General features: G+C 71.4%; 15 protein-coding genes. 12 read left to right on the forward strand and 3 right to left on the reverse strand.

Going from position 1 to position 18,149, the window contains the following annotated elements; translation table 11 throughout:
• Positions 1 to 47 precede the first annotated feature (47 nt).
• Both AC4IHM_RS27530 and AC4IHM_RS27535 read right to left on the reverse strand, forming a co-directional pair.
• Positions 48 to 1,277, reverse strand: a complete 1,230-nt coding sequence (locus AC4IHM_RS27530; protein ID WP_490869665.1) for a DUF349 domain-containing protein — start codon at positions 1,275 to 1,277, stop codon at positions 48 to 50.
• A gap of 135 nt (positions 1,278 to 1,412) precedes the next feature.
• Positions 1,413 to 2,237, reverse strand: a complete 825-nt coding sequence (locus AC4IHM_RS27535; protein WP_490869666.1) for a peptidylprolyl isomerase — start codon at positions 2,235 to 2,237, stop codon at positions 1,413 to 1,415.
• A 183-nt stretch (positions 2,238 to 2,420) separates the two neighbouring features.
• Between AC4IHM_RS27535 and AC4IHM_RS27540 the strand changes: the two genes are divergently transcribed.
• The 5 genes from AC4IHM_RS27540 (at position 2,421) to rpsD (ending at position 7,650) form a co-directional block, all read left to right on the forward strand.
• Positions 2,421 to 3,137, forward strand: coding sequence for an MBL fold metallo-hydrolase (locus AC4IHM_RS27540; protein ID WP_490869667.1), 717 nt, complete (start codon positions 2,421 to 2,423; stop codon positions 3,135 to 3,137).
• A gap of 13 nt (positions 3,138 to 3,150) precedes the next feature.
• On the forward strand, positions 3,151 to 4,413 hold the full coding sequence (gene hisS, locus AC4IHM_RS27545) for a histidine--tRNA ligase (RefSeq protein WP_490869668.1): 1,263 nt from the start codon (positions 3,151 to 3,153) through the stop codon (positions 4,411 to 4,413).
• A 202-nt stretch (positions 4,414 to 4,615) separates the two neighbouring features.
• Entirely contained in the window at positions 4,616 to 5,278 is a 663-nt protein-coding gene (locus tag AC4IHM_RS27550; RefSeq protein WP_490869669.1) for a vitamin K epoxide reductase family protein, read from the forward strand.
• Positions 5,279 to 5,383: 105 nt separating this feature from the next.
• Positions 5,384 to 6,739, forward strand: a complete 1,356-nt coding sequence (locus tag AC4IHM_RS27555) for a replication-associated recombination protein A (RefSeq protein ID WP_490869670.1) — start codon at positions 5,384 to 5,386, stop codon at positions 6,737 to 6,739.
• A gap of 296 nt (positions 6,740 to 7,035) precedes the next feature.
• On the forward strand, positions 7,036 to 7,650 hold the full coding sequence (gene rpsD / locus AC4IHM_RS27560) for a 30S ribosomal protein S4 (protein WP_003977321.1): 615 nt from the start codon (positions 7,036 to 7,038) through the stop codon (positions 7,648 to 7,650).
• Between the two features lie 31 nt (positions 7,651 to 7,681).
• On the opposite strand, the gene AC4IHM_RS27565 is transcribed toward rpsD, so the two are convergent.
• On the reverse strand, positions 7,682 to 9,868 hold the full coding sequence (locus AC4IHM_RS27565) for an ATP-binding protein (protein WP_490869671.1): 2,187 nt from the start codon (positions 9,866 to 9,868) through the stop codon (positions 7,682 to 7,684).
• Positions 9,869 to 10,033: 165 nt separating this feature from the next.
• Here AC4IHM_RS27565 and AC4IHM_RS27570 point away from each other — a divergent pair, with 165 nt between their 5' ends.
• From AC4IHM_RS27570 to aroC, 7 genes are all read left to right on the forward strand, one after another.
• A complete protein-coding gene (locus AC4IHM_RS27570) occupies positions 10,034 to 10,486 on the forward strand; it encodes a DUF948 domain-containing protein (RefSeq protein WP_490869672.1) in 453 nt (150 codons plus the stop codon).
• Between the two features lie 7 nt (positions 10,487 to 10,493).
• Positions 10,494 to 10,850, forward strand: a complete 357-nt coding sequence (locus AC4IHM_RS27575; protein WP_490869673.1) for a hypothetical protein — start codon at positions 10,494 to 10,496, stop codon at positions 10,848 to 10,850.
• The gene (alaS, locus tag AC4IHM_RS27580; protein ID WP_490869674.1) at positions 10,850 to 13,522 is read left to right on the forward strand and encodes an alanine--tRNA ligase; all 2,673 of its coding nucleotides are present in this window, start codon (positions 10,850 to 10,852) and stop codon (positions 13,520 to 13,522) included. Before AC4IHM_RS27575 ends, alaS begins: the two co-directional genes overlap by 1 nt.
• Positions 13,523 to 13,557: 35 nt before the next feature.
• A complete protein-coding gene (ruvX, locus tag AC4IHM_RS27585) occupies positions 13,558 to 14,022 on the forward strand; it encodes a Holliday junction resolvase RuvX (protein ID WP_490870958.1) in 465 nt (154 codons plus the stop codon).
• A gap of 128 nt (positions 14,023 to 14,150) precedes the next feature.
• Positions 14,151 to 15,968 carry an endolytic transglycosylase MltG gene (gene mltG / locus AC4IHM_RS27590; protein ID WP_490869675.1) on the forward strand — a complete coding sequence of 606 codons (1,818 nt, stop codon included), beginning with the start codon at positions 14,151 to 14,153 and terminating at the stop codon, positions 15,966 to 15,968.
• A complete protein-coding gene (locus AC4IHM_RS27595) occupies positions 15,949 to 16,788 on the forward strand; it encodes a shikimate dehydrogenase (RefSeq protein WP_490869676.1) in 840 nt (279 codons plus the stop codon). The genes mltG and AC4IHM_RS27595 overlap by 20 nt, the downstream gene beginning before the upstream one ends.
• Positions 16,789 to 16,951: 163 nt before the next feature.
• Positions 16,952 to 18,136: a chorismate synthase gene (gene aroC, locus AC4IHM_RS27600; protein ID WP_490869677.1), complete on the forward strand. Its 1,185-nt coding sequence runs from the start codon at positions 16,952 to 16,954 to the stop codon at positions 18,134 to 18,136.
• Positions 18,137 to 18,149 lie beyond the last annotated feature (13 nt).

Genomic DNA, 18,149 nt, shown 5'->3' on the forward strand with positions numbered 1-18,149 from the left:
CGCACGCACCGTACGGGAGCCCCCCTTCGCGGGAGATCACACGAGCGTCAGCCGCCGAACTCGTGCAGGCCCTTCAACGCCTGGTCGAGGAGCGCCTGCCGGCCCTCCAGCTCACGCTCCAGCTTGTCGGCCCTGGCGCTGTTGCCCTGCGCGCGCGCCTGCTCGATCTGGGAGCGCAGCTTGTCCACGGCGGCCTGGAGCTGGCCGGTCAGGCCCTCGGCACGCGCGCGTGCCTCCGGGTTGGTCCGGCGCCACTCGGTCTCCTCGGCCTCCTGGAGCGCCCGCTCGACGGCGTGCATCCGGCCCTCGACCTTCGGCCGGGCGTCGCGCGGCACATGGCCGACGGCCTCCCACCGCTCGTTGACCGAGCGGAAGGCGGCGCGGGCCGCCTTGAGGTCGGTGACCGGCAGGAGCCGCTCGGCCTCCACGGCCAGCTCCTCCTTGAGCTTGAGGTTCTCCGCCTGCTCGGCGTCCCGCTCGGCGAAGACCGAGCTGCGGGCGGCGAAGAACACGTCCTGGGCGCCGCGGAAGCGGTTCCACAGCTCGTCCTCGTGCTCGCGCTGGGCGCGGCCGGCGGCCTTCCACTCGGTCATCAGGTCGCGGTAGCGCGCGGCCGTCGGACCCCAGTCCGTCGAGTTCGACAGCGCCTCGGCCTCGGCGACCAGCCGTTCCTTGGTCCGCCGGGCCTCCTCGCGCTGCGCGTCGAGCTGCGCGAAGTGCTGCTTGCGGCGCTTGGAGAACGCCGAGCGCGCGTGCGAGAAGCGGTGCCACAGCTCGTCGTCGGACTTGCGGTCCAGCCGCGGCAGCCCCTTCCAGGTGTCCACCAGGGCCCGCAGCCGCTCGCCCGCGGCCCGCCACTGGTCGGACTGCGCCAGCTCCTCGGCCTCGGCGACCAGCGCCTCCTTGGCGCCGCGCGCCTCGTCGGACTGCTTCGCGCGCTGGGCCTTGCGCTCCTCGCGCCGTGTCTCCACGAGCGCGACGAGCTTGTCCAGCCGGGCCCGCAGCGCGTCCAGGTCGCCGACCGCGTGGTGCGCCTCGACCTGCTCCCGCAGGTGCTCGACGGCGGCCAGGGCGTCCTTCGCCGACAGGTCGGTGGTCTTCACCCGCTTCTCGAGGAGGCCGATCTCCACAACCAGGCCTTCGTACTTGCGTTCGAAGTAGGCCAGTGCCTCCTCGGGGGAGCCCGCCTGCCAGGAACCGACGACCTGCTCGCCGTCGGCCGTACGCACGTACACGGTCCCCGTCTCGTCGACGCGGCCCCACGGGTCGCTGCTCACAGCGCCTCCTCCACATGATGCCTGCGGAGGGCTCACTGCCCCCCGGGCATCGTCCACAGTTTCGTCACGGCCAACATAGGCGACCGGCGGGGGGCCTGTCCGCATCCCGCACGACCGAAGTTTCGCTGATGAGGGTCAGGATTTCGTGACGGTGGCCTTGTCGATCACGACCGTCGCGTTGGGTGCTCCGTCGCCCGCTCCGGTGCTCTCCCCGGCGGCGGCGATCTTCTTGAGGACGGTCATCCCCTCGTCCGAGACGGTGCCGAACGGCGTGTAGCTGGGCGGCAGCGGGCTGTCCTGGTACACGAGGAAGAACTGGCTGCCCCCGGAACCCGGTTCCCCGGTGTTCGCCATCGCCACCGTGCCCGCCGGGTACGTGTTCTCCTTGAGGCTTTTGTCCTTCAGGTTCTCGTCCGGGATGGTGTAGCCGGGACCGCCGTTGCCCTGGCCCGTCGGGTCGCCGCACTGGAGCACGTAGATCCCGTTGGTGGTGAGCCGGTGGCACGGCGTGTGGTCGAAGAAGCCCTTGCCCGCGAGGAAGTCGAAGGAGTTGACGGTGTGCGGTGCCGCCGACGCCTTCAGGGCCACGTCTATGTCGCCGCAGGTCGTCGCCAGCTTCATCGTGTACTTCGCCGACTTGTCGACGGTCATCGCAGGTTCCTTCTTCCAGGACTGCGTCTCGACCTTGCCCGCGGCGGGCTTGTCGCACGGATCCGGGGCCTCGCTGCTCGCCGAGGCGCTCGGCGTGACCTCCGCGCTCGCGTTCGTCTTGCTGTCGTCGTCCCCCAGCACCACGCCGGTCGTGTACAGCGCGACACTGCCGATCAGAATCACGCCGAGCACCGACGCGATCGCGGCGTTGCGCATACGCGCCTTGCGTCGCGCGGAGGTGCGTCGCTGCTGCTGCCGCAAGAACTTCTCCCGGGCGAGCTGACGCCGCCGCTGCTCCTGGCTGACCACCGGGTTCTCTCCTCATGCGTCTTCGTGTGCCGACCGGTACGCGTGGATGCGATGAGCCGACCGTGGGCGTGTAGCCCCGTACCGTATATGGGTTCGCTGAGGAATCGGCACCGCCGGTAGGCTCTGACCATGGGCGCGGCCCGTCCGCAAGCCCTCACGTACCGACACAAACGAAGGACGATCGTGCTCATTGCCGGGTTCCCCGCCGGGGCCTGGGGGACGAACTGTTATCTCGTCGCCCCCGCCGCCGGTGAGGAGTGCGTGATCATCGACCCGGGCCATCAGGCGGCCCCCGGAGTCGAGGAAGCGATCGCGAAGCATCGGCTCAGGCCCGTCGCCGTCATCCTCACCCACGGCCACATCGACCACGTCGCCTCGGTCGTCCCGGTGTGCGGCGCGCACGGCGTGCCCGCCTGGATCCACCCCGCGGACCGCTTCATGATGAGCGACCCGGAGAAGGGGCTCGGCCGCGCCATCGGCATGCCGCTCATGGGCGAGCTGACCGTCGGCGAGCCGGACGACGTCAAGGAGCTGGCCGACGGCGCCGGTCTTGAGCTGGCGGGGCTGGAACTGACGGTCGCGCACGCGCCGGGCCATACGAAGGGGTCGGTGACCTTCGGCCTGCCCGAGGCGGCGGACGTCCCGCCGATCCTCTTCTCGGGCGACCTGCTGTTCGCCGGCTCCGTCGGACGCACCGACCTGCCCGGCGGCTCCATGGACGACATGTTCGAGTCCCTGGCCCGCGTGGTCCTCCCGCTCGACGACGCGACCGTGGTGCTGCCGGGCCACAACGACTACACGACCATCGGCCAGGAGCGCGCCACCAACCCGTATCTGCGGCAGGTGGCGGCGGGCCGTCAGGAGCACGGCGCCGCCGAGGCTCCCCGACGAGGAATGTGACGAGAGACCTTCCGTGAGCACCTTCAAGGCCCCCAGGGGCACGTACGACCTGCTGCCGCCCGACTCCGCCAAGTACCTGGCCGTCCGCGAGGCCATCGCGGCCCCGCTGCGCAACTCCGGCTACGGCTACATCGAGACCCCCGGCTTCGAGAACGTCGAGCTGTTCGCCCGCGGGGTCGGCGAGTCGACCGACATCGTGACCAAGGAGATGTACGTCTTCGAGACCAAGGGCGGCGACCGGCTCGCCCTGCGCCCGGAGACCACCGCCCCCGTACTGCGCGCGGTCCTGGAGGCCAACCTGCACAAGGCGGGCAACCTGCCGGTGAAGGTCTGGTACTCCGGCTCGCAGTACCGCTACGAGCGCCCCCAGAAGGGCCGTTACCGCCACTTCTCCCAGGTCGGCGCCGAGGCGATCGGCACCGAGGACCCGGCCCTCGACGCCGAACTGATCATCCTGGCCGACCAGTCGTACCGCGCGCTCGGCCTGCGGGACTTCCGCATCCTGCTCAACTCTCTGGGCGACAAGGAGTGCCGTCCCGTCTACCGGGCCGCCCTCCAGGACTTCCTGCGCGGCCTCGACCTGGACGAGGAGACGCTGCGCCGCGCCGAGATCAACCCGCTGCGTGTCCTGGACGACAAGCGCCCGGACGTGCGCAAGCAGCTGACCGACGCCCCGCTGCTGCGCGACTACCTGTGCGACGCCTGCAAGGCGTACCACGAGGAGGTGCGCGAGCTGATCACGGCGGCGGGCGTCGTCTTCGAGGACGACCCGAAGCTGGTGCGCGGCCTGGACTACTACACCCGCACGACGTTCGAGTTCGTCCACGACGGCCTCGGCTCCCAGTCCGCGGTGGGCGGCGGCGGCCGTTACGACGGACTGTCCGAGATGATCGGCGGCCCCTCCCTGCCGTCCGTGGGCTGGGCCCTCGGCGTCGACCGCACCGTCCTCGCCCTGGAGGCGGAGGGCATCGAACTGGACATCCCGTCCGCCACCTCCGTCTTCGCGATCCCCCTCGGCGAGGAGGCCCGCCGGATCCTGTTCGCCAAGGTCACCGAGCTGCGCAAGAACGGCGTCGCCGCCGACTTCTCCTACGGCGGCAAGAGCCTGAAGGCCGCGATGAAGGCGGCCAACCGCTCGGGCGCCCGCTACGCCCTGGTCCTGGGCGAACGCGACCTGGCCGAAGGCGTCGTCCAGCTCAAGGACATGGAGTCCGGAGAACAGACGGCCATCGGCGTCAACGAGATCGTGGCGGAGCTGGAGTCGAGGCTCGGCTAGCTGGCCGGTACGCCTCGTCGCCCGCGGGGGCGCGCGTGTTCGTCCGCGTGTGCCCCCGGGGAACGCGCATTGGCCGGAACACACCGCTTGAGAGCGAACACCGGTCCGTTCTTATGACCATCGGACGCCCGCCGCACAGGGGGGTGCGGCACAATGGCCCTGCCCGAAGCAGCCCCGACTCTCAAGTGACGGAATCGGCGTGATGAGCAAGACGACAGTGAAGGACGCCTCCACCGTGGCAGAGACCGCGTCGGAACGCACCGCCGGAGCACCGCGCACCGAGGGCGCCGGCCGGGCCCTCGCGCTGCTGCTGCTGATCACCGGCGCGGCCGGTCTGCTCGCCGCGTGGATCATCACGATCGACAAGCAGAAGCTGCTGGAGGCCAGGCTCGCCGGCACCACGTTCACGCCCGGTTGCAGCCTCAACCCCGTCGTCTCCTGCGGCAACGTCATGGAGAGCGACCAGGCCTCCGTCTTCGGCTTCCCCAACCCGATGCTCGGCCTGGTCGCCTACGGCATCGTCATCTGCGTCGGCATGAGCCTGCTCGCCGGGAGCCGCTTCCCCCGCTGGTACTGGCTCACCTTCAACGCCGGCTGCCTGTTCGGCGTCGGCTTCGTGTCGTGGCTGCAGTTCCAGTCCCTGTACCGGATCAACGCGCTGTGCCTGTGGTGCTGCCTGGCCTGGGTCGCCACGATCGTGATGTTCTGGTACGTGACGTCCTTCAACGTCCGCAAGGGCTTCCTGCCCGCGCCGAACTGGCTCAAGGGCTTCTTCGGCGAGTTCACCTGGGTCCTGCCGGTGCTGCACGTCGGCATCATCGGCATGATGATCCTCACGCGCTGGTGGGACTTCTGGACCGGCTGAGGGGCCGGCCGACGGACTGGAGGACGGACCGGCCGGGGGGCCGCCCGACGGTCCCGGGCGGCGGTGCCCGTCGCGTTGTCAGTGCGGTGATTTAGGGTTCAGAGCGTGGAGCCCGACCTGTTCACCGCCGCAGCCGAAGAACGCCAGGAGAAGGACCCGACCGGCAGCCCCCTCGCCGTGCGGATGCGCCCGCGCACCCTCGACGAGGTCGTCGGCCAGCAGCACCTGCTCAAGCCCGGATCACCGCTGCGCCGACTGGTCGGCGAGGGCGCCTCCGGCCCCGCGGGGCCCTCCTCGGTCATCCTCTGGGGCCCGCCGGGCACCGGCAAGACCACCCTGGCGTATGTCGTCTCCAAGGCCACCAACAAGCGCTTCGTCGAGCTGTCGGCGATCACCGCGGGCGTCAAGGAGGTCCGCGCGGTCATCGACGGCGCCCGCCGCGCGGTCGGCGGGTACGGCAGGGAGACCGTCCTCTTCCTCGACGAGATCCACCGCTTCAGCAAGGCCCAGCAGGACTCCCTGCTCCCGGCCGTCGAGAACCGCTGGGTCACCCTGATCGCCGCCACCACCGAGAATCCGTACTTCTCGGTGATCTCCCCGCTGCTCTCCCGCTCCCTCCTGCTCACCCTCGAACCCCTCACCGACGACGACCTCCGGGCCCTGCTCCGCCGCGCCCTGACCGACGAACGCGGCCTGGGCGAGGCCGTCGGGCTCCCCGAGGACACCGAGGAGCACCTGCTGCGCATCGCGGGCGGCGACGCCCGCCGCGCCCTGACCGCCCTGGAGGCCGCCGCCGGGGCCGCGCTGGACAAGGGCGAGACGGAGATCGCCCTGACCACGCTGGAGGAGACGGTCGACCGGGCCGCGGTGAAGTACGACCGCGACGGCGACCAGCACTACGACGTCGCCAGCGCCCTGATCAAGTCCATCCGCGGCTCCGACGTGGACGCCGCCCTGCACTACCTGGCCCGGATGATCGAGGCCGGCGAGGACCCCCGGTTCATCGCGCGCCGCCTGATGATCTCCGCCAGCGAGGACATCGGCCTGGCCGACCCGAACGCCCTGCCGATCGCCGTCGCCGCCGCCCAGGCCGTCGCCATGATCGGCTTCCCCGAGGCCGCCCTCACCCTCAGCCACGCCACCATCGCGCTGGCCCTGGCCCCGAAGTCCAACGCCGCGACCACCGCCATCGGCGCCGCCCTGGACGACGTGCGCAAGGGCCACGCCGGACCCGTCCCCGCGCACCTGCGCGACAGCCACTACAAGGGCGCGGGCAAGCTCGGGCACGGGCAGGGCTACGTGTACCCGCACGACCTGCCCGAGGGCATCGCCGCCCAGCAGTACGCCCCGGACGAGCTGAAGGAGCGGACGTACTACACGCCGACCCGGCACGGCGCCGAGGCCAGATACGCGGACGCCGTCGAGTGGACCCGCGGGCACCTCGGTCGCAAGCGGTCCTGAGCAGCCTGTAGAATCGCCCGAAGTGCTGAGTCCCGTGCAGTCAGAACGGGACAACCAGCCGGAACCCCCAGCGGGTTCCAGGAGCGTCGCGCACCGTCGATAGGTGTCGCGGGCAGCCCACCACCACCCGGGTACTCCGGGCACGGTCGGTGGGCCACTCGCGTGCTGCACGTATGTGCCCAGACCAGGGGAGCGGCTGCCCGCCAGGTCCCGCGCGGACCGGACGGGTTTCCCCGGCTGCGGATGCGACCTCCCTCAACCCTGACAAGCCGGATTCCAGGAAAGAGACACAGACAGTGGCGAACCAGCCCCGCCCCAAGGTCAAGAAGTCGCGTGCCCTCGGTATCGCGCTGACCCCGAAGGCCGTCAAGTACTTCGAGGCCCGCCCCTACCCGCCGGGCGAGCACGGCCGCGGCCGCAAGCAGAACTCGGACTACAAGGTCCGTCTGCTCGAGAAGCAGCGTCTGCGCGCGCAGTACGACCTCAGCGAGCGCCAGCTCGTCCGCGCCTACGAGCGTGCCTCCAAGACCAACATGAAGACCGGCGAGGCCCTGGTCATCGAGCTTGAGCGCCGTCTCGACGCGCTGGTCCTGCGGTCGGGCATCGCCCGCACGATCTACCAGGCCCGCCAGATGGTCGTCCACGGCCACATCCAGGTCAACGGCCAGAAGGTCGACAAGCCGTCCTTCCGGGTCCGCCCGGACGACGTGGTGCAGGTGCGCGAGCGCTCCAAGGAGAAGACGCTCTTCACCATCGCCCGCGAGGGCGGCTTCGCCCCCGACGGCGAGACCCCGCGCTACCTCCAGGTGAACCTCAAGGCCCTGGCGTTCCGCCTGGACCGCGAGCCGAACCGCAAGGAGATCCCGGTGATCTGCGACGAGCAGCTCGTCGTCGAGTACTACGCCCGCTGATCCCAGCCCCGGCGCAGTACCCCCGCGGTACTCAGCCCGCCGTCTCCCCGCCCTTGCGGTTGGGCGAGGCGGCGGGCTTCGCCGTGCGCGCCCCCGCCGGGGCCCGCCGCCCCGGCTCACGCGGCGCCGGCAGCGAGGCCACCACCCCGGGCCGGCGCAGCGCCCGCGACACCGCCTCCCGGCGGCCGAGCCGCGCCCCGTGCCGCACGCACTCCTCGTACCGCTCGTCGCCCAACTGCTCCCGGGCCGTCGCCTCGCACAGCTCGTGCGGCGCGTTGTAGTGCGCCGACCCGAACAGCGGCAGCCCCACCGACGGCCACATCCGCCCCGCCGCGCCCTGGAGCACCGCGGCCTCCGCCGCCTCCCCCTCCGCCACCGTGACCAGGGCCAGCAGCTCCACCGCGAGCACCGAGCCCAACTGGTCCCGGAAGCGGTGGGCGCCGCCCAGGCACTCGGCCAGCAGCTCACGGGCGCGCACCGGGTCGCCCTCGCTCCAGGCCGCGTAGGCCAGCACATACAGGGCGTAGCCCTTGGCCCAGCGCTCGCCGTGGTCCTCGCACACCTGACGCACCTCCTCGCACAGCCGCACCGCGTCCGGCAGATCGCCCTGGAACGCCCGTGCCATCGCCAGCTCCACCTGGCCCATCAGCACATTGCTGTTCAGCTCGCCGATCTCCCGGTAGCGGTGCAGCGCGGAGCGCAGCAGCGTCTCCGCGCGCGGCATGTCGTCCGTGACCAGTGCCAGACAGCCGGTGCGGTGCTCCGCGTACGCCACCGCCGTGGGGTTCGCCGAGCGCTCGGCCTCCTCCCGGCACTCCTGGAGCACCGCCAGCGCGGGCACCGTGTCGCCCTGGAGGATCGCCACGTGGGCGAGCACCCACAGCGCCTTCAGCCGGGACTGCTCGCCCGCCGTCCGCTCCGGGTCGAGCCGCACCGCCTGCTCCAGCCAGCGCCGCCCCTCCGACAGCCGCCCGCAGCCGACCCAGTGGAACCACAGGGCGCCCGCCAGATACTGGCCCAGGTGAGCCTCGTCCGGCTCGGTCAGGCAGTACTCCAGGGCGCCGCGCAGATTGGGCAGCTCCGCGTCCACCCGAGCGGCGACCTCACCCTGGCGCGGTGAGAACCACTCCAGCTCGCACCAGGTCGCCAGGCCCACGTACCAGTCCCGGTGCCGCCGCCGCAGCCGCGTCGCGTCGCCCGTCGCCTCCAGCCAGCCGGCGCCGTACGCCCGCACCGTGTCCAGCATCCGGTAGCGCACCCCCGCCGGGGTCTCCGCACGGGCCAGCACCGACTGGGCGAGCAGCGCGCAGAGCACGTCGAGCACCTCCTCGGCGGGCAGCCCGTGACCGCTGCACACGTACTCGGCGGCCTCCAGGTCGAACGGCCCCGCGAACACCGAAAGCCGCGCCCACAGCAGCCGCTCCGCCGGTGTGCACAGCTCGTGGCTCCAGCCGATCGCCGTACGCAGCGCCCGGTGCCTGGGCAGCGCGGTGCGGTCCCCGCCGGTCAGCAACCGGAAGCGGTCGTCCAGCCGTTGCAGCACCTGCGCCGGCGACAGCGCGCCCAGCCGTCCCGCCGCCAGCTCGATCGCCAGCGGGATGCCGTCCAGCCGCCGGCACAGCTCGCGCACCTCCCCGTGGTCCTCGTCCAGGTCGGCGTCGTACCCGTACGTCACGTGCCGCTGCCCCGCCCGCACCGTCAGCAGCTCCACCGCCTCCTCCGGGCCCAGCGGCGCCAGCGGGACCAGCCGCTCGCCGGCCACGCCCAGCGGCCTGCGCCCCACCGCCAGGACGCGCAGCCCCGGGGCGCGGCCCAGCAGGTCGCTCACCAACGCGGCACAGGCGTCCACCAGATGCTCGACCCCGTCCAGGACCAGCAGCAGGTCCCGCCCGGCGAGGTGCGCGAGCAGCGTCTCGCGCGGAAGCCGGGTGGTGTGGTCGGTCAGGCCCAGCGCCTCCACGATCGCGTAGTCCACGAACTCCTCGTCGCGCACCGGCGCCAGCTCCACCCGCCACACCCCGTCCCGGGGCGCGCACCGGGCGGCCGCCCGCGCCGCCAGCCGGGACTTCCCGACCCCTGCGGTCCCGGTGACGGTCACCAGCCGCGCGGAGCCCAGCGCCCGTGCCAGTTCCGCCAGTTCCGCCGCTCTCCCCACGAAGGTGTCGAGTTCCAGCGGTAGATTGCCGTGCGGGACGCCGTCGCGCCGATGGTCTCGCATGAGACACGGAGCGTACTGAACCGTATTCACTCCGTACAATCGCTTCCCGCAACTCCACCGCGGTGCGCCGCGCGCGGACGGTAATCCGGTACGGAGCCCCGTGCCCGGCGCGATAGGCTCGGCGCACGACTTTCCCGATGTTCAGGCACGTCTTTGAGGGAGCGGGTGCACACAGTGTCCGGTGGCGAGGTGGCCGGGATCCTGGTGGCCGTCTTCTGGGCGATCCTGGTCTCCTTCCTCGCCGTCGCACTGGCGAGGCTGGCCCAGACGCTCAGGGCGACCACCAAGCTCGTGGCGGACGTGACCGACCAGGCCGTCCCGCTGCTGGCCGATGCCTCCTCGGCGGTGCGTTCCGCGCAGACCCAGATCGACCGGGTCGACGCGATCGCCTCCGACGTCCAGGAGGTCACGTCGAACGCCTCCGCGCTGTCCACCACCGTGGCCTCCACCTTCGGCGGCCCCCTGGTCAAGGTCGCGGCGTTCGGGTACGGCGTGCGCCGGGCACTCGGCGCCCGCAAGGAGGACGCGCCGGCCGGCCCGGTCGAGGAGACGCGGCGCACCGTGATCGTGGGCCGTGCGGTCCCGGCGGCGCGACGGACGAAGCGGAAGAAGGACTGATCCAGCGATGTTCCGCCGTACGTTCTGGTTCGGCACCGGCGTGGCCGCCGGCGTCTGGGCCACCACCAAGGTGAACCGGAAGCTCAGGCAGTTGACCCCCGAGAGCCTCGCCGCGACCGCGGCGAACAAGGCGCTCGACGCGGGCGCCCGGCTCAGGGACCGCGCGGTGGGCTTCGCCCTCAACGTCCGCGACAACATGGCCAGGCGGGAGGCCGAACTGGACGACGCGCTCGGCCTGAACGCCCCGGTCGGCCGGGAACTCGCCGCGCCCCGGCGCTACCCCGCCATCGAGAACCGCAACAGCCCCAAGTACGTCGTCGACGACAGGACGACGCACTCGTACAACCGGAATGAGGACCACTGATGGAGTCGGCCGAGATTCGTCGCCGCTGGTTGAGCTTCTTCGAGGAGCGCGGTCACACCGTCGTCCCTTCGGCGTCGCTCATCGCGGACGACCCGACTCTGCTCCTGGTCCCGGCCGGCATGGTGCCCTTCAAGCCCTACTTCCTGGGTGAGGTCAAGCCCCCCTTCGACCGCGCCACGAGCGTGCAGAAGTGCGTGCGCACGCCCGACATCGAAGAGGTCGGCAAGACCACCCGCCACGGCACGTTCTTCCAGATGTGCGGCAACTTCTCCTTCGGCGACTACTTCAAGGAAGGCGCCATCAAGTACGCCTGGGAGCTGCTCACCAGCCCCCAGGACAAGGGCGGTTACGGCCTCGACCCCGAGCGCCTGTGGATCACCGTGTACCTGGAGGACGACGAGGCCGAGCGCATCTGGCGCGAGGTCGTGGGCGTCCCCTCCGAGCGCATCCAGCGCCTCGGCAAGAAGGACAACTACTGGTCCATGGGCGTCCCCGGACCCTGCGGCCCCTGTTCCGAGATCAACTACGACCGCGGCCCCGCGTTCGGCGCCGAGGGCGGCCCCGCCGTCAACGACGAGCGGTACGTGGAGATCTGGAACCTCGTCTTCATGCAGTACGAGCGCGGCGAGGGCACCGGCAAGGAGGACTTCGAGATCCTCGGGGACCTGCCGAGCCAGAACATCGACACCGGGCTCGGCCTGGAGCGGCTCGCCATGATTCTGCAGGGCGTGCAGAACATGTACGAGATCGACACCTCGATGGCCGTCATCGAGAAGGCCACCGACCTGACCGGCGTGGCCTACGGCGACGCCCAGGCCTCGGACGTGTCCCTGCGCGTGGTCACCGACCACATGCGCACCTCGGTGATGCTCATCGGCGACGGCGTCACCCCCGGAAACGAGGGCCGCGGCTACGTCCTGCGCCGCATCATGCGCCGCGCCATCCGTAACATGCGGCTGCTCGGCGCCACGGGTCCGGTCGTCAAGGACCTGATCGACGTGGTGATCGGGACGATGGGGCAGCAGTACCCCGAGCTGATCACCGACCGCGAGCGCATCGAGAAGGTCGCCGTCGCCGAGGAGAACGCCTTCCTCAAGACGCTGAAGGCCGGCACCAACATCCTCGACACCGCCGTCGGCGACACCAAGGCCGCCGGCGGCACCGTCCTCGACGGCGAGAAGGCCTTCCTGCTCCACGACACCTGGGGCTTCCCGATCGACCTCACCCTGGAGATGGCCGCCGAGCAGGGCCTGTCCGTGGACGAGGACGGGTTCCGCCGCCTGATGAAGGAGCAGCGCGAGCGCGCCAAGGCCGACGCCCGGTCCAAGAAGACCGGCCACGCCGACCTCGGCGCCTACCGCGAGATCGCCGACCGCGCCGGTGCCACCGACTTCATCGGTTACACCGACACCGAGGGCGAGTCCACCGTCGTCGGCATCCTCGTCGACGGTGTCTCCTCCCCGGCCGCCACCGAGGGCGACGAGGTCGAGATCGTCCTCGACCGCACGCCCTTCTACGCCGAGGGCGGCGGCCAGATCGGCGACACCGGCCGGATCAGGACCGACTCCGGTGCCGTCGTCGAGGTCCGCGACTGCCAGAAGCCGGTGCCGGGGGTGTATGTCCACAAGGGCGTCGTCCAGGTCGGCGAGGTCACCGTCGGTGCCAGGGCCCAGGCCTCCATCGACGACCGCCGCCGCAAGGCCATCGCCCGCGCCCACTCGGCCACCCACCTCACCCACCAGGCCCTGCGCAACGCCCTCGGCCCGACGGCCGCCCAGGCCGGCTCCGAGAACCAGCCCGGCCGCTTCCGCTTCGACTTCGGCTCGCCGTCCGCCGTCCCGACGGCCGTGATGACCGATGTCGAGCAGAAGATCAACGAGGTGCTCGCCCGGGACCTGGACGTGCGGGCCAACGTCATGGGCATCGAGGAGGCCAAGAAGCAGGGCGCCATCGCCGAGTTCGGCGAGAAGTACGGCGAGCGCGTGCGCGTGGTGACCATCGGCGACTTCTCCAAGGAGCTGTGCGGCGGCACCCATGTGCACAACACCGCCCAGCTGGGCCTGGTCAAGCTGCTCGGCGAGTCGTCGATCGGCTCCGGCGTGCGCCGTATCGAGGCCCTGGTCGGCGTGGACGCCTACAACTTCCTCGCCCGGGAGCACACGGTCGTCGCCCAGCTCCAGGAGCTGGTCAAGGGCCGCCCGGAGGAACTCCCGGAGAAGATCGCCGCCATGCTCGGCAAGCTGAAGGACGCCGAGAAGGAGATCGAGAAGTTCCGCGCCGAGAAGGTCCTCCAGGCCGCGGGCTCGCTCGCCGACTCCGCCAAGGACGTGCGTGGCGTGGCCCTGGTGACCGGCCGGGTACCGGACGGCACCACCGCCGACGACCTGCGCAAGCTGGTCCTCGACGTGCGCGGCCGCATCCGGGGCGGCCGGGCCGCGGTGGTCGCCCTGTTCACCGCGGTGGGCGGCAAGCCCCTGACGGTCATCGCCACCAACGAGGCCGCCCGCGAGCGCGGTCTCAAGGCCGGTGACCTGGTCCGCGCCGCCGCCAAGACGCTCGGCGGCGGCGGTGGCGGCAAGCCGGACGTGGCCCAGGGCGGCGGGCAGAACGCCGCCGCCATCGGCGACGCCGCCGACGCCGTGGAGCGGCTCGTGGCGGACACCGCCAAGTGAACGGTCCGGAGCACGACCAGGCGGACGGCCCGGCGATGCGCCGCGGCCGCCGCCTGGCGATCGACGTGGGGGACGCCCGTATCGGGGTCGCCTCGTGCGACCCCGACGGGATCCTCGCCACGCCGGTGGAGACCGTCCCCGGGCGCGATGTCCCCGCGGCGCACCGCAGGCTGCGGCAGTTGGTCGAGGAGTACGAGCCCATCGAGGTCGTCGTCGGCCTCCCCCGTTCCCTCAAGGGCGGCGAGGGTCCGGCCGCGGCCAAGGTCAGGCGGTTCACACAGGAGCTGGCCCGCGGCATCGCGCCGGTCCCGGTCAGGCTCGTCGACGAGCGGATGACGACGGTGACCGCCAGTCAGGGACTGCGCGCCTCGGGCGTGAAGTCCAAGAAGGGGCGGTCCGTCATCGACCAGGCCGCCGCTGTGATCATCCTCCAGCAGGCGCTGGAATCCGAACGGGTGTCAGGCAAAGCACCCGGTGAGGGCGTCGAAGTGGTCATCTGATCGCGGTACGGTAACGTTCCGCGCGATGCGGAGGCATTCGAACAGCCACCGCACAGCAAGAGGCGGAACGAGAGCAGGCCCCCCAGCACAGGCCGCGCTCGCCGTCGCCTCGCGGCTCTAGGGGATCGATGACCGAGTATGGCCGGGGCCCAGGCTCCGAACCGTGGCATCCCGAGGACCCGTTGTACGGGGACGGCGGATGGGGCGGACAGCAGGCCCATGCGGGTCAGCAGTCCCCCTACGGCGGCCAGCCACAGCAGTATCCGGAGCAGCAGGCGCAGCAGCAGTACGGAGACTGGGGCGACGGCGGTCAGTCCGCGTACGGCGGGCAGCCGCAGTACGACCAGTACGGCAGGCAGCTCCCCGAGCCGCAGTACGACGAGTACGGTCAGCAGTACCCCCAGCAGCAGTACGGTCAGCAGCAGTCGTACGACGGGCAGTCGTACGACCACCAGTACAACCAGCAGGAGTACCACCCGCAGCAGTACGACCAGCAGCTGTACAGCAGGCAGTACAGCCAGGAGTACGCGCCCCAGGGGCAGCCCCAGCAGGGCCCGGACGACGGCGGCTGGGGGAGCGGCGCGCATCCCCACGCGCAGTACCCCGGTGATCCGTCGGACCCCTACGGGCAGCAGGACGCCTCCTACGGCGCGGAACAGCCCGACCACTACGGCACCCCGCAGGCGTACCCGCCGCCGGAACCGCCGGCCCGTCGGCGCGCCGAGCCCGAGCCGCAGCGCACCGACTGGGATCCCGGCCCGGACGAGGGCGAGCACGCCTTCTTCGCGGGCGGGGACTCCGCCGACGAGGACGACACGCCGGACGACGGCCGCGACGACCGCAGGGGCCGGGGCGGCAAGCCCAAGAAGCGCCGCAGCGGATGCGCCTGCCTGGTGGTCTGCGTGGTGCTGGGCGGCGGTGTCGCGGGAGTCACCTATTTCGGCTATCAGTTCTACCAGGATCGTTTCGGCTCGGCCCCGGACTACGCGGGCGGTGGCAACGGCGAGGCGGTCACCGTCACCATCCCCAAGGGCGCGGGCGGCTCGACGATCGGCCAGGAACTCAAGCGGCAGGGCGTGGTCAAGAGCGTCGACGCCTTCATCGCCGCCCAGCAGGGCAACCCCGGGGGCAAGAGCATCCAGGACGGCGTCTACACGCTGCAGAAGGAGATGTCGGCCAAGAGCGCGGTCGAACTCCTGCTCAGCCCCAAGAGCCGCAGCAACCTGATCATCGCCGAGGGCAAGCGCAACGCCGATGTCTACACCCTCATCGACAAGCGCCTGGAGGTGGCCGAGGGCACCACGGCCAAGGTGGCCAAGAGCGAGTGGAAGAGCCTCGGGCTGCCCGACTGGGCGCTGAACCACAAGAACGTGAAGGACCCCCTGGAAGGCTTCCTCTTCCCCTCCAGCTACTCGGCGGCCAAGGGCCAAAAGCCCGAGGACGTGCTGAAACAGATGGTGGCACGTGCCAATGAGCGCTACGAGAAGGTCGGACTCCAGGAGAAGGCGAAGGGCCTCGGCCTCGAAGGGCCGTGGGAGCTGCTCACCGTGGCGAGCCTGCTCCAGGCGGAGGGCAAGACGCACGACGACTTCCGCAAGATGTCCGAGGTCATCTACAACCGGCTCAAGACCACCAACACCGAGACGAACCAGAAGCTCCAGTTCGACTCGACCTTCAACTACCTCAAGGGCCAGAGCAACATCAACATCAGCGAGTCCGAGATCAACAGCAACATGGACCCGTACAACACCTACACCAACCGGGGCCTGCCGCCCGGCCCCATCGGCAACCCCGGCGAAGAGGCCCTGCAAGCGGCGCTGAACCCCACGAAGGACGGCTGGATCTACTTCGTGGCCACCGACGGGCTGAGCAAGACCGAGTTCGCCAAGACGCACGACGAGTTCCTGAAGCTGAAGGAAAAGTTCGATGCCAGCTCCGGCAACTGAGCGTCGGCGAGCCGCCGTTCTCGGCTCGCCGATCGCCCACTCCCTCTCCCCGGTGCTGCACCGCACGGCCTACGCCGAGCTGGGTCTTGCGGACTGGACGTACGACCGCTTCGACGTCGACGAGGCGGCCTTGCCGGGCTTCGTCGAGAAGCTGGGCCCCGAGTGGGCGGGGCTGTCGCTGACCATGCCGCTCAAGCGGGCGGTCATCCCGCTGCTCGACGGGATCAGCGAGACCGCCGAGGCCGTGGACGCGGTGAACACCGTGGTCTTCACCGAGGACGGCCGCAAGACCGGGGACAACACCGACATCCCCGGCATGGTCGCCGCCCTGCGCGAGCACGGCATCGAGAAGGTCGAGACGGCGGCGGTCCTCGGCGCCGGTGCCACCGCCTCCTCCGCGCTGGCCGCGCTGGCCCGGATCTGCACCGGTGAGATCGTCGTCCACGTGCGCAGCGAGGCACGCGCCGCCGAGATGCGGGGCTGGGCCGAACGCCTGGACGCCGACGTGCGGATCGCGGACTGGGCGGACGCCGCGGCGGCCCTGCGCTTCCCGCTGGTCGTGGCCACCACCCCCGCCGGTACCACCGATGCCCTCGCCGCAGCCGTCCCCGAGACGCCGACCACCCTCTTCGACGTGCTCTACGACCCCTGGCCCACCACGCTCGCGGCCCGCTGGTCGGCCCACGGCGGTGCCGTCGTCAGCGGCCTCGACCTGCTGCTGCACCAGGCGGTGCTCCAGGTGGAGCGGATGACGGGCCGCTCCCCGGCCCCGCTCGCCGCCATGCGCCAAGCGGGAGAGCGCGCCCTCGCGGACCGTTAGGCCCCTGCCCCCGTCCGTCAAGTGGACCGGCGACCGGGTCCGGCGGCCGGACGTGGGAGGATCGAAGGCGGCGGACCGGGGCCGCGCACCCGGTCGGGCCGTCGCCGTACGCACAGCAGACGCGTGCGCGGACATACCGGGGCGCGAGCACTGAGGAGCACCGTTGAGCAGGTTGCGCTGGCTGACCGCGGGGGAGTCCCACGGCCCCGCACTGGTCGCGACGCTGGAGGGTCTGCCCGCCGGCGTGCCGATCACCACGGACATGGTGGCGGACCATCTGGCGAGGCGGCGGCTCGGCTACGGTCGCGGTGCGCGGATGAAGTTCGAGCGCGACGAGGTCACCTTCCTCGGCGGCGTCCGGCACGGTCTGACCCTGGGATCCCCGGTCGCCGTCATGGTCGGCAACACCGAGTGGCCGAAGTGGGAGCAGGTCATGGCCGCCGACCCGGTGGACCCGGAGGTGCTGGCCGGTCTCGCGCGCAACGCCCCGCTGACCCGGCCGCGGCCCGGTCACGCGGACCTCGCGGGCATGCAGAAGTACGGCTTCGACGAGGCCCGGCCGATCCTGGAGCGGGCCTCCGCGCGGGAGACGGCGGCCCGCGTGGCGCTGGGCGCCGTGGCCCGGTCGTACCTGAAGGAGACCACCGGCGTCGAGATCGTCAGCCATGTCGTCGAGCTGGCCGCCGCGAAGGCGCCCCACGGCGTGTACCCGACGCCGGCCGATGTCGAGAAGCTGGACGCCGACCCCGTGCGCTGCCTGGACGCCGACGCGTCGAAGGCGATGGTGGCCGAGATCGACCAGGCCCACAAGGACGGCGACACCCTCGGCGGCGTCGTCGAGATCCTCGCCTACGGCGTGCCGGTGGGCCTCGGCTCGCACGTCCACTGGGACCGCAAGCTCGACGCGCGGCTCGCCGGCGCGCTCATGGGCATCCAGGCGATCAAGGGCGTCGAGATCGGCGACGGCTTCGAACTGGCCCGCGTGCCCGGCTCCCGGGCGCACGACGAGATCGTGAGCACGTCCGACGGCATCCGCCGCGTCTCCGGCCGCTCCGGCGGCACCGAGGGCGGCCTCACCACCGGCGAGCTGCTGCGGGTGCGCGCGGCCATGAAGCCGATCGCGACCGTGCCGCGCGCCCTGCGGACCGTGGACGTGGCCACCGGCGAGGCCACCCAGGCTCACCACCAGCGCTCCGACGTGTCCGCCGTCCCGGCCGCCGGAATCGTCGCCGAGGCCATGGTGGCCCTCGTGCTCGCGGACGCCGTCGCGGAGAAGTTCGGCGGCGACAGCGTGGCCGAGACCCGCCGCAACGTCACCTCCTACCTCGACCACCTGGCCATCCGGTGACCGCGGCCCCGCT

The sequence above is a fragment of the Streptomyces sp. SL06 genome, assembly GCF_058244745.1.

What these genes read in the sequence shown, in the direction of transcription:
- AC4IHM_RS27595 (WP_490869676.1), top strand. Translation starts at nt 15,949, where the DNA reads ATGCCAGCTCCGGCAACTGAGCGTCGGCGAGCCGCCGTTCTCGGCTCG.
- AC4IHM_RS27565 (WP_490869671.1), bottom strand. Translation starts at nt 9,868, where the DNA reads ATGCGAGACCATCGGCGCGACGGCGTCCCGCACGGCAATCTACCGCTG.
- AC4IHM_RS27550 (WP_490869669.1), top strand. Translation starts at nt 4,616, where the DNA reads ATGAGCAAGACGACAGTGAAGGACGCCTCCACCGTGGCAGAGACCGCG.
- ruvX (WP_490870958.1), top strand. Translation starts at nt 13,558, where the DNA reads ATGCGCCGCGGCCGCCGCCTGGCGATCGACGTGGGGGACGCCCGTATC.
- mltG (WP_490869675.1), top strand. Translation starts at nt 14,151, where the DNA reads ATGACCGAGTATGGCCGGGGCCCAGGCTCCGAACCGTGGCATCCCGAG.
- AC4IHM_RS27575 (WP_490869673.1), top strand. Translation starts at nt 10,494, where the DNA reads ATGTTCCGCCGTACGTTCTGGTTCGGCACCGGCGTGGCCGCCGGCGTC.
- alaS (WP_490869674.1), top strand. Translation starts at nt 10,850, where the DNA reads ATGGAGTCGGCCGAGATTCGTCGCCGCTGGTTGAGCTTCTTCGAGGAG.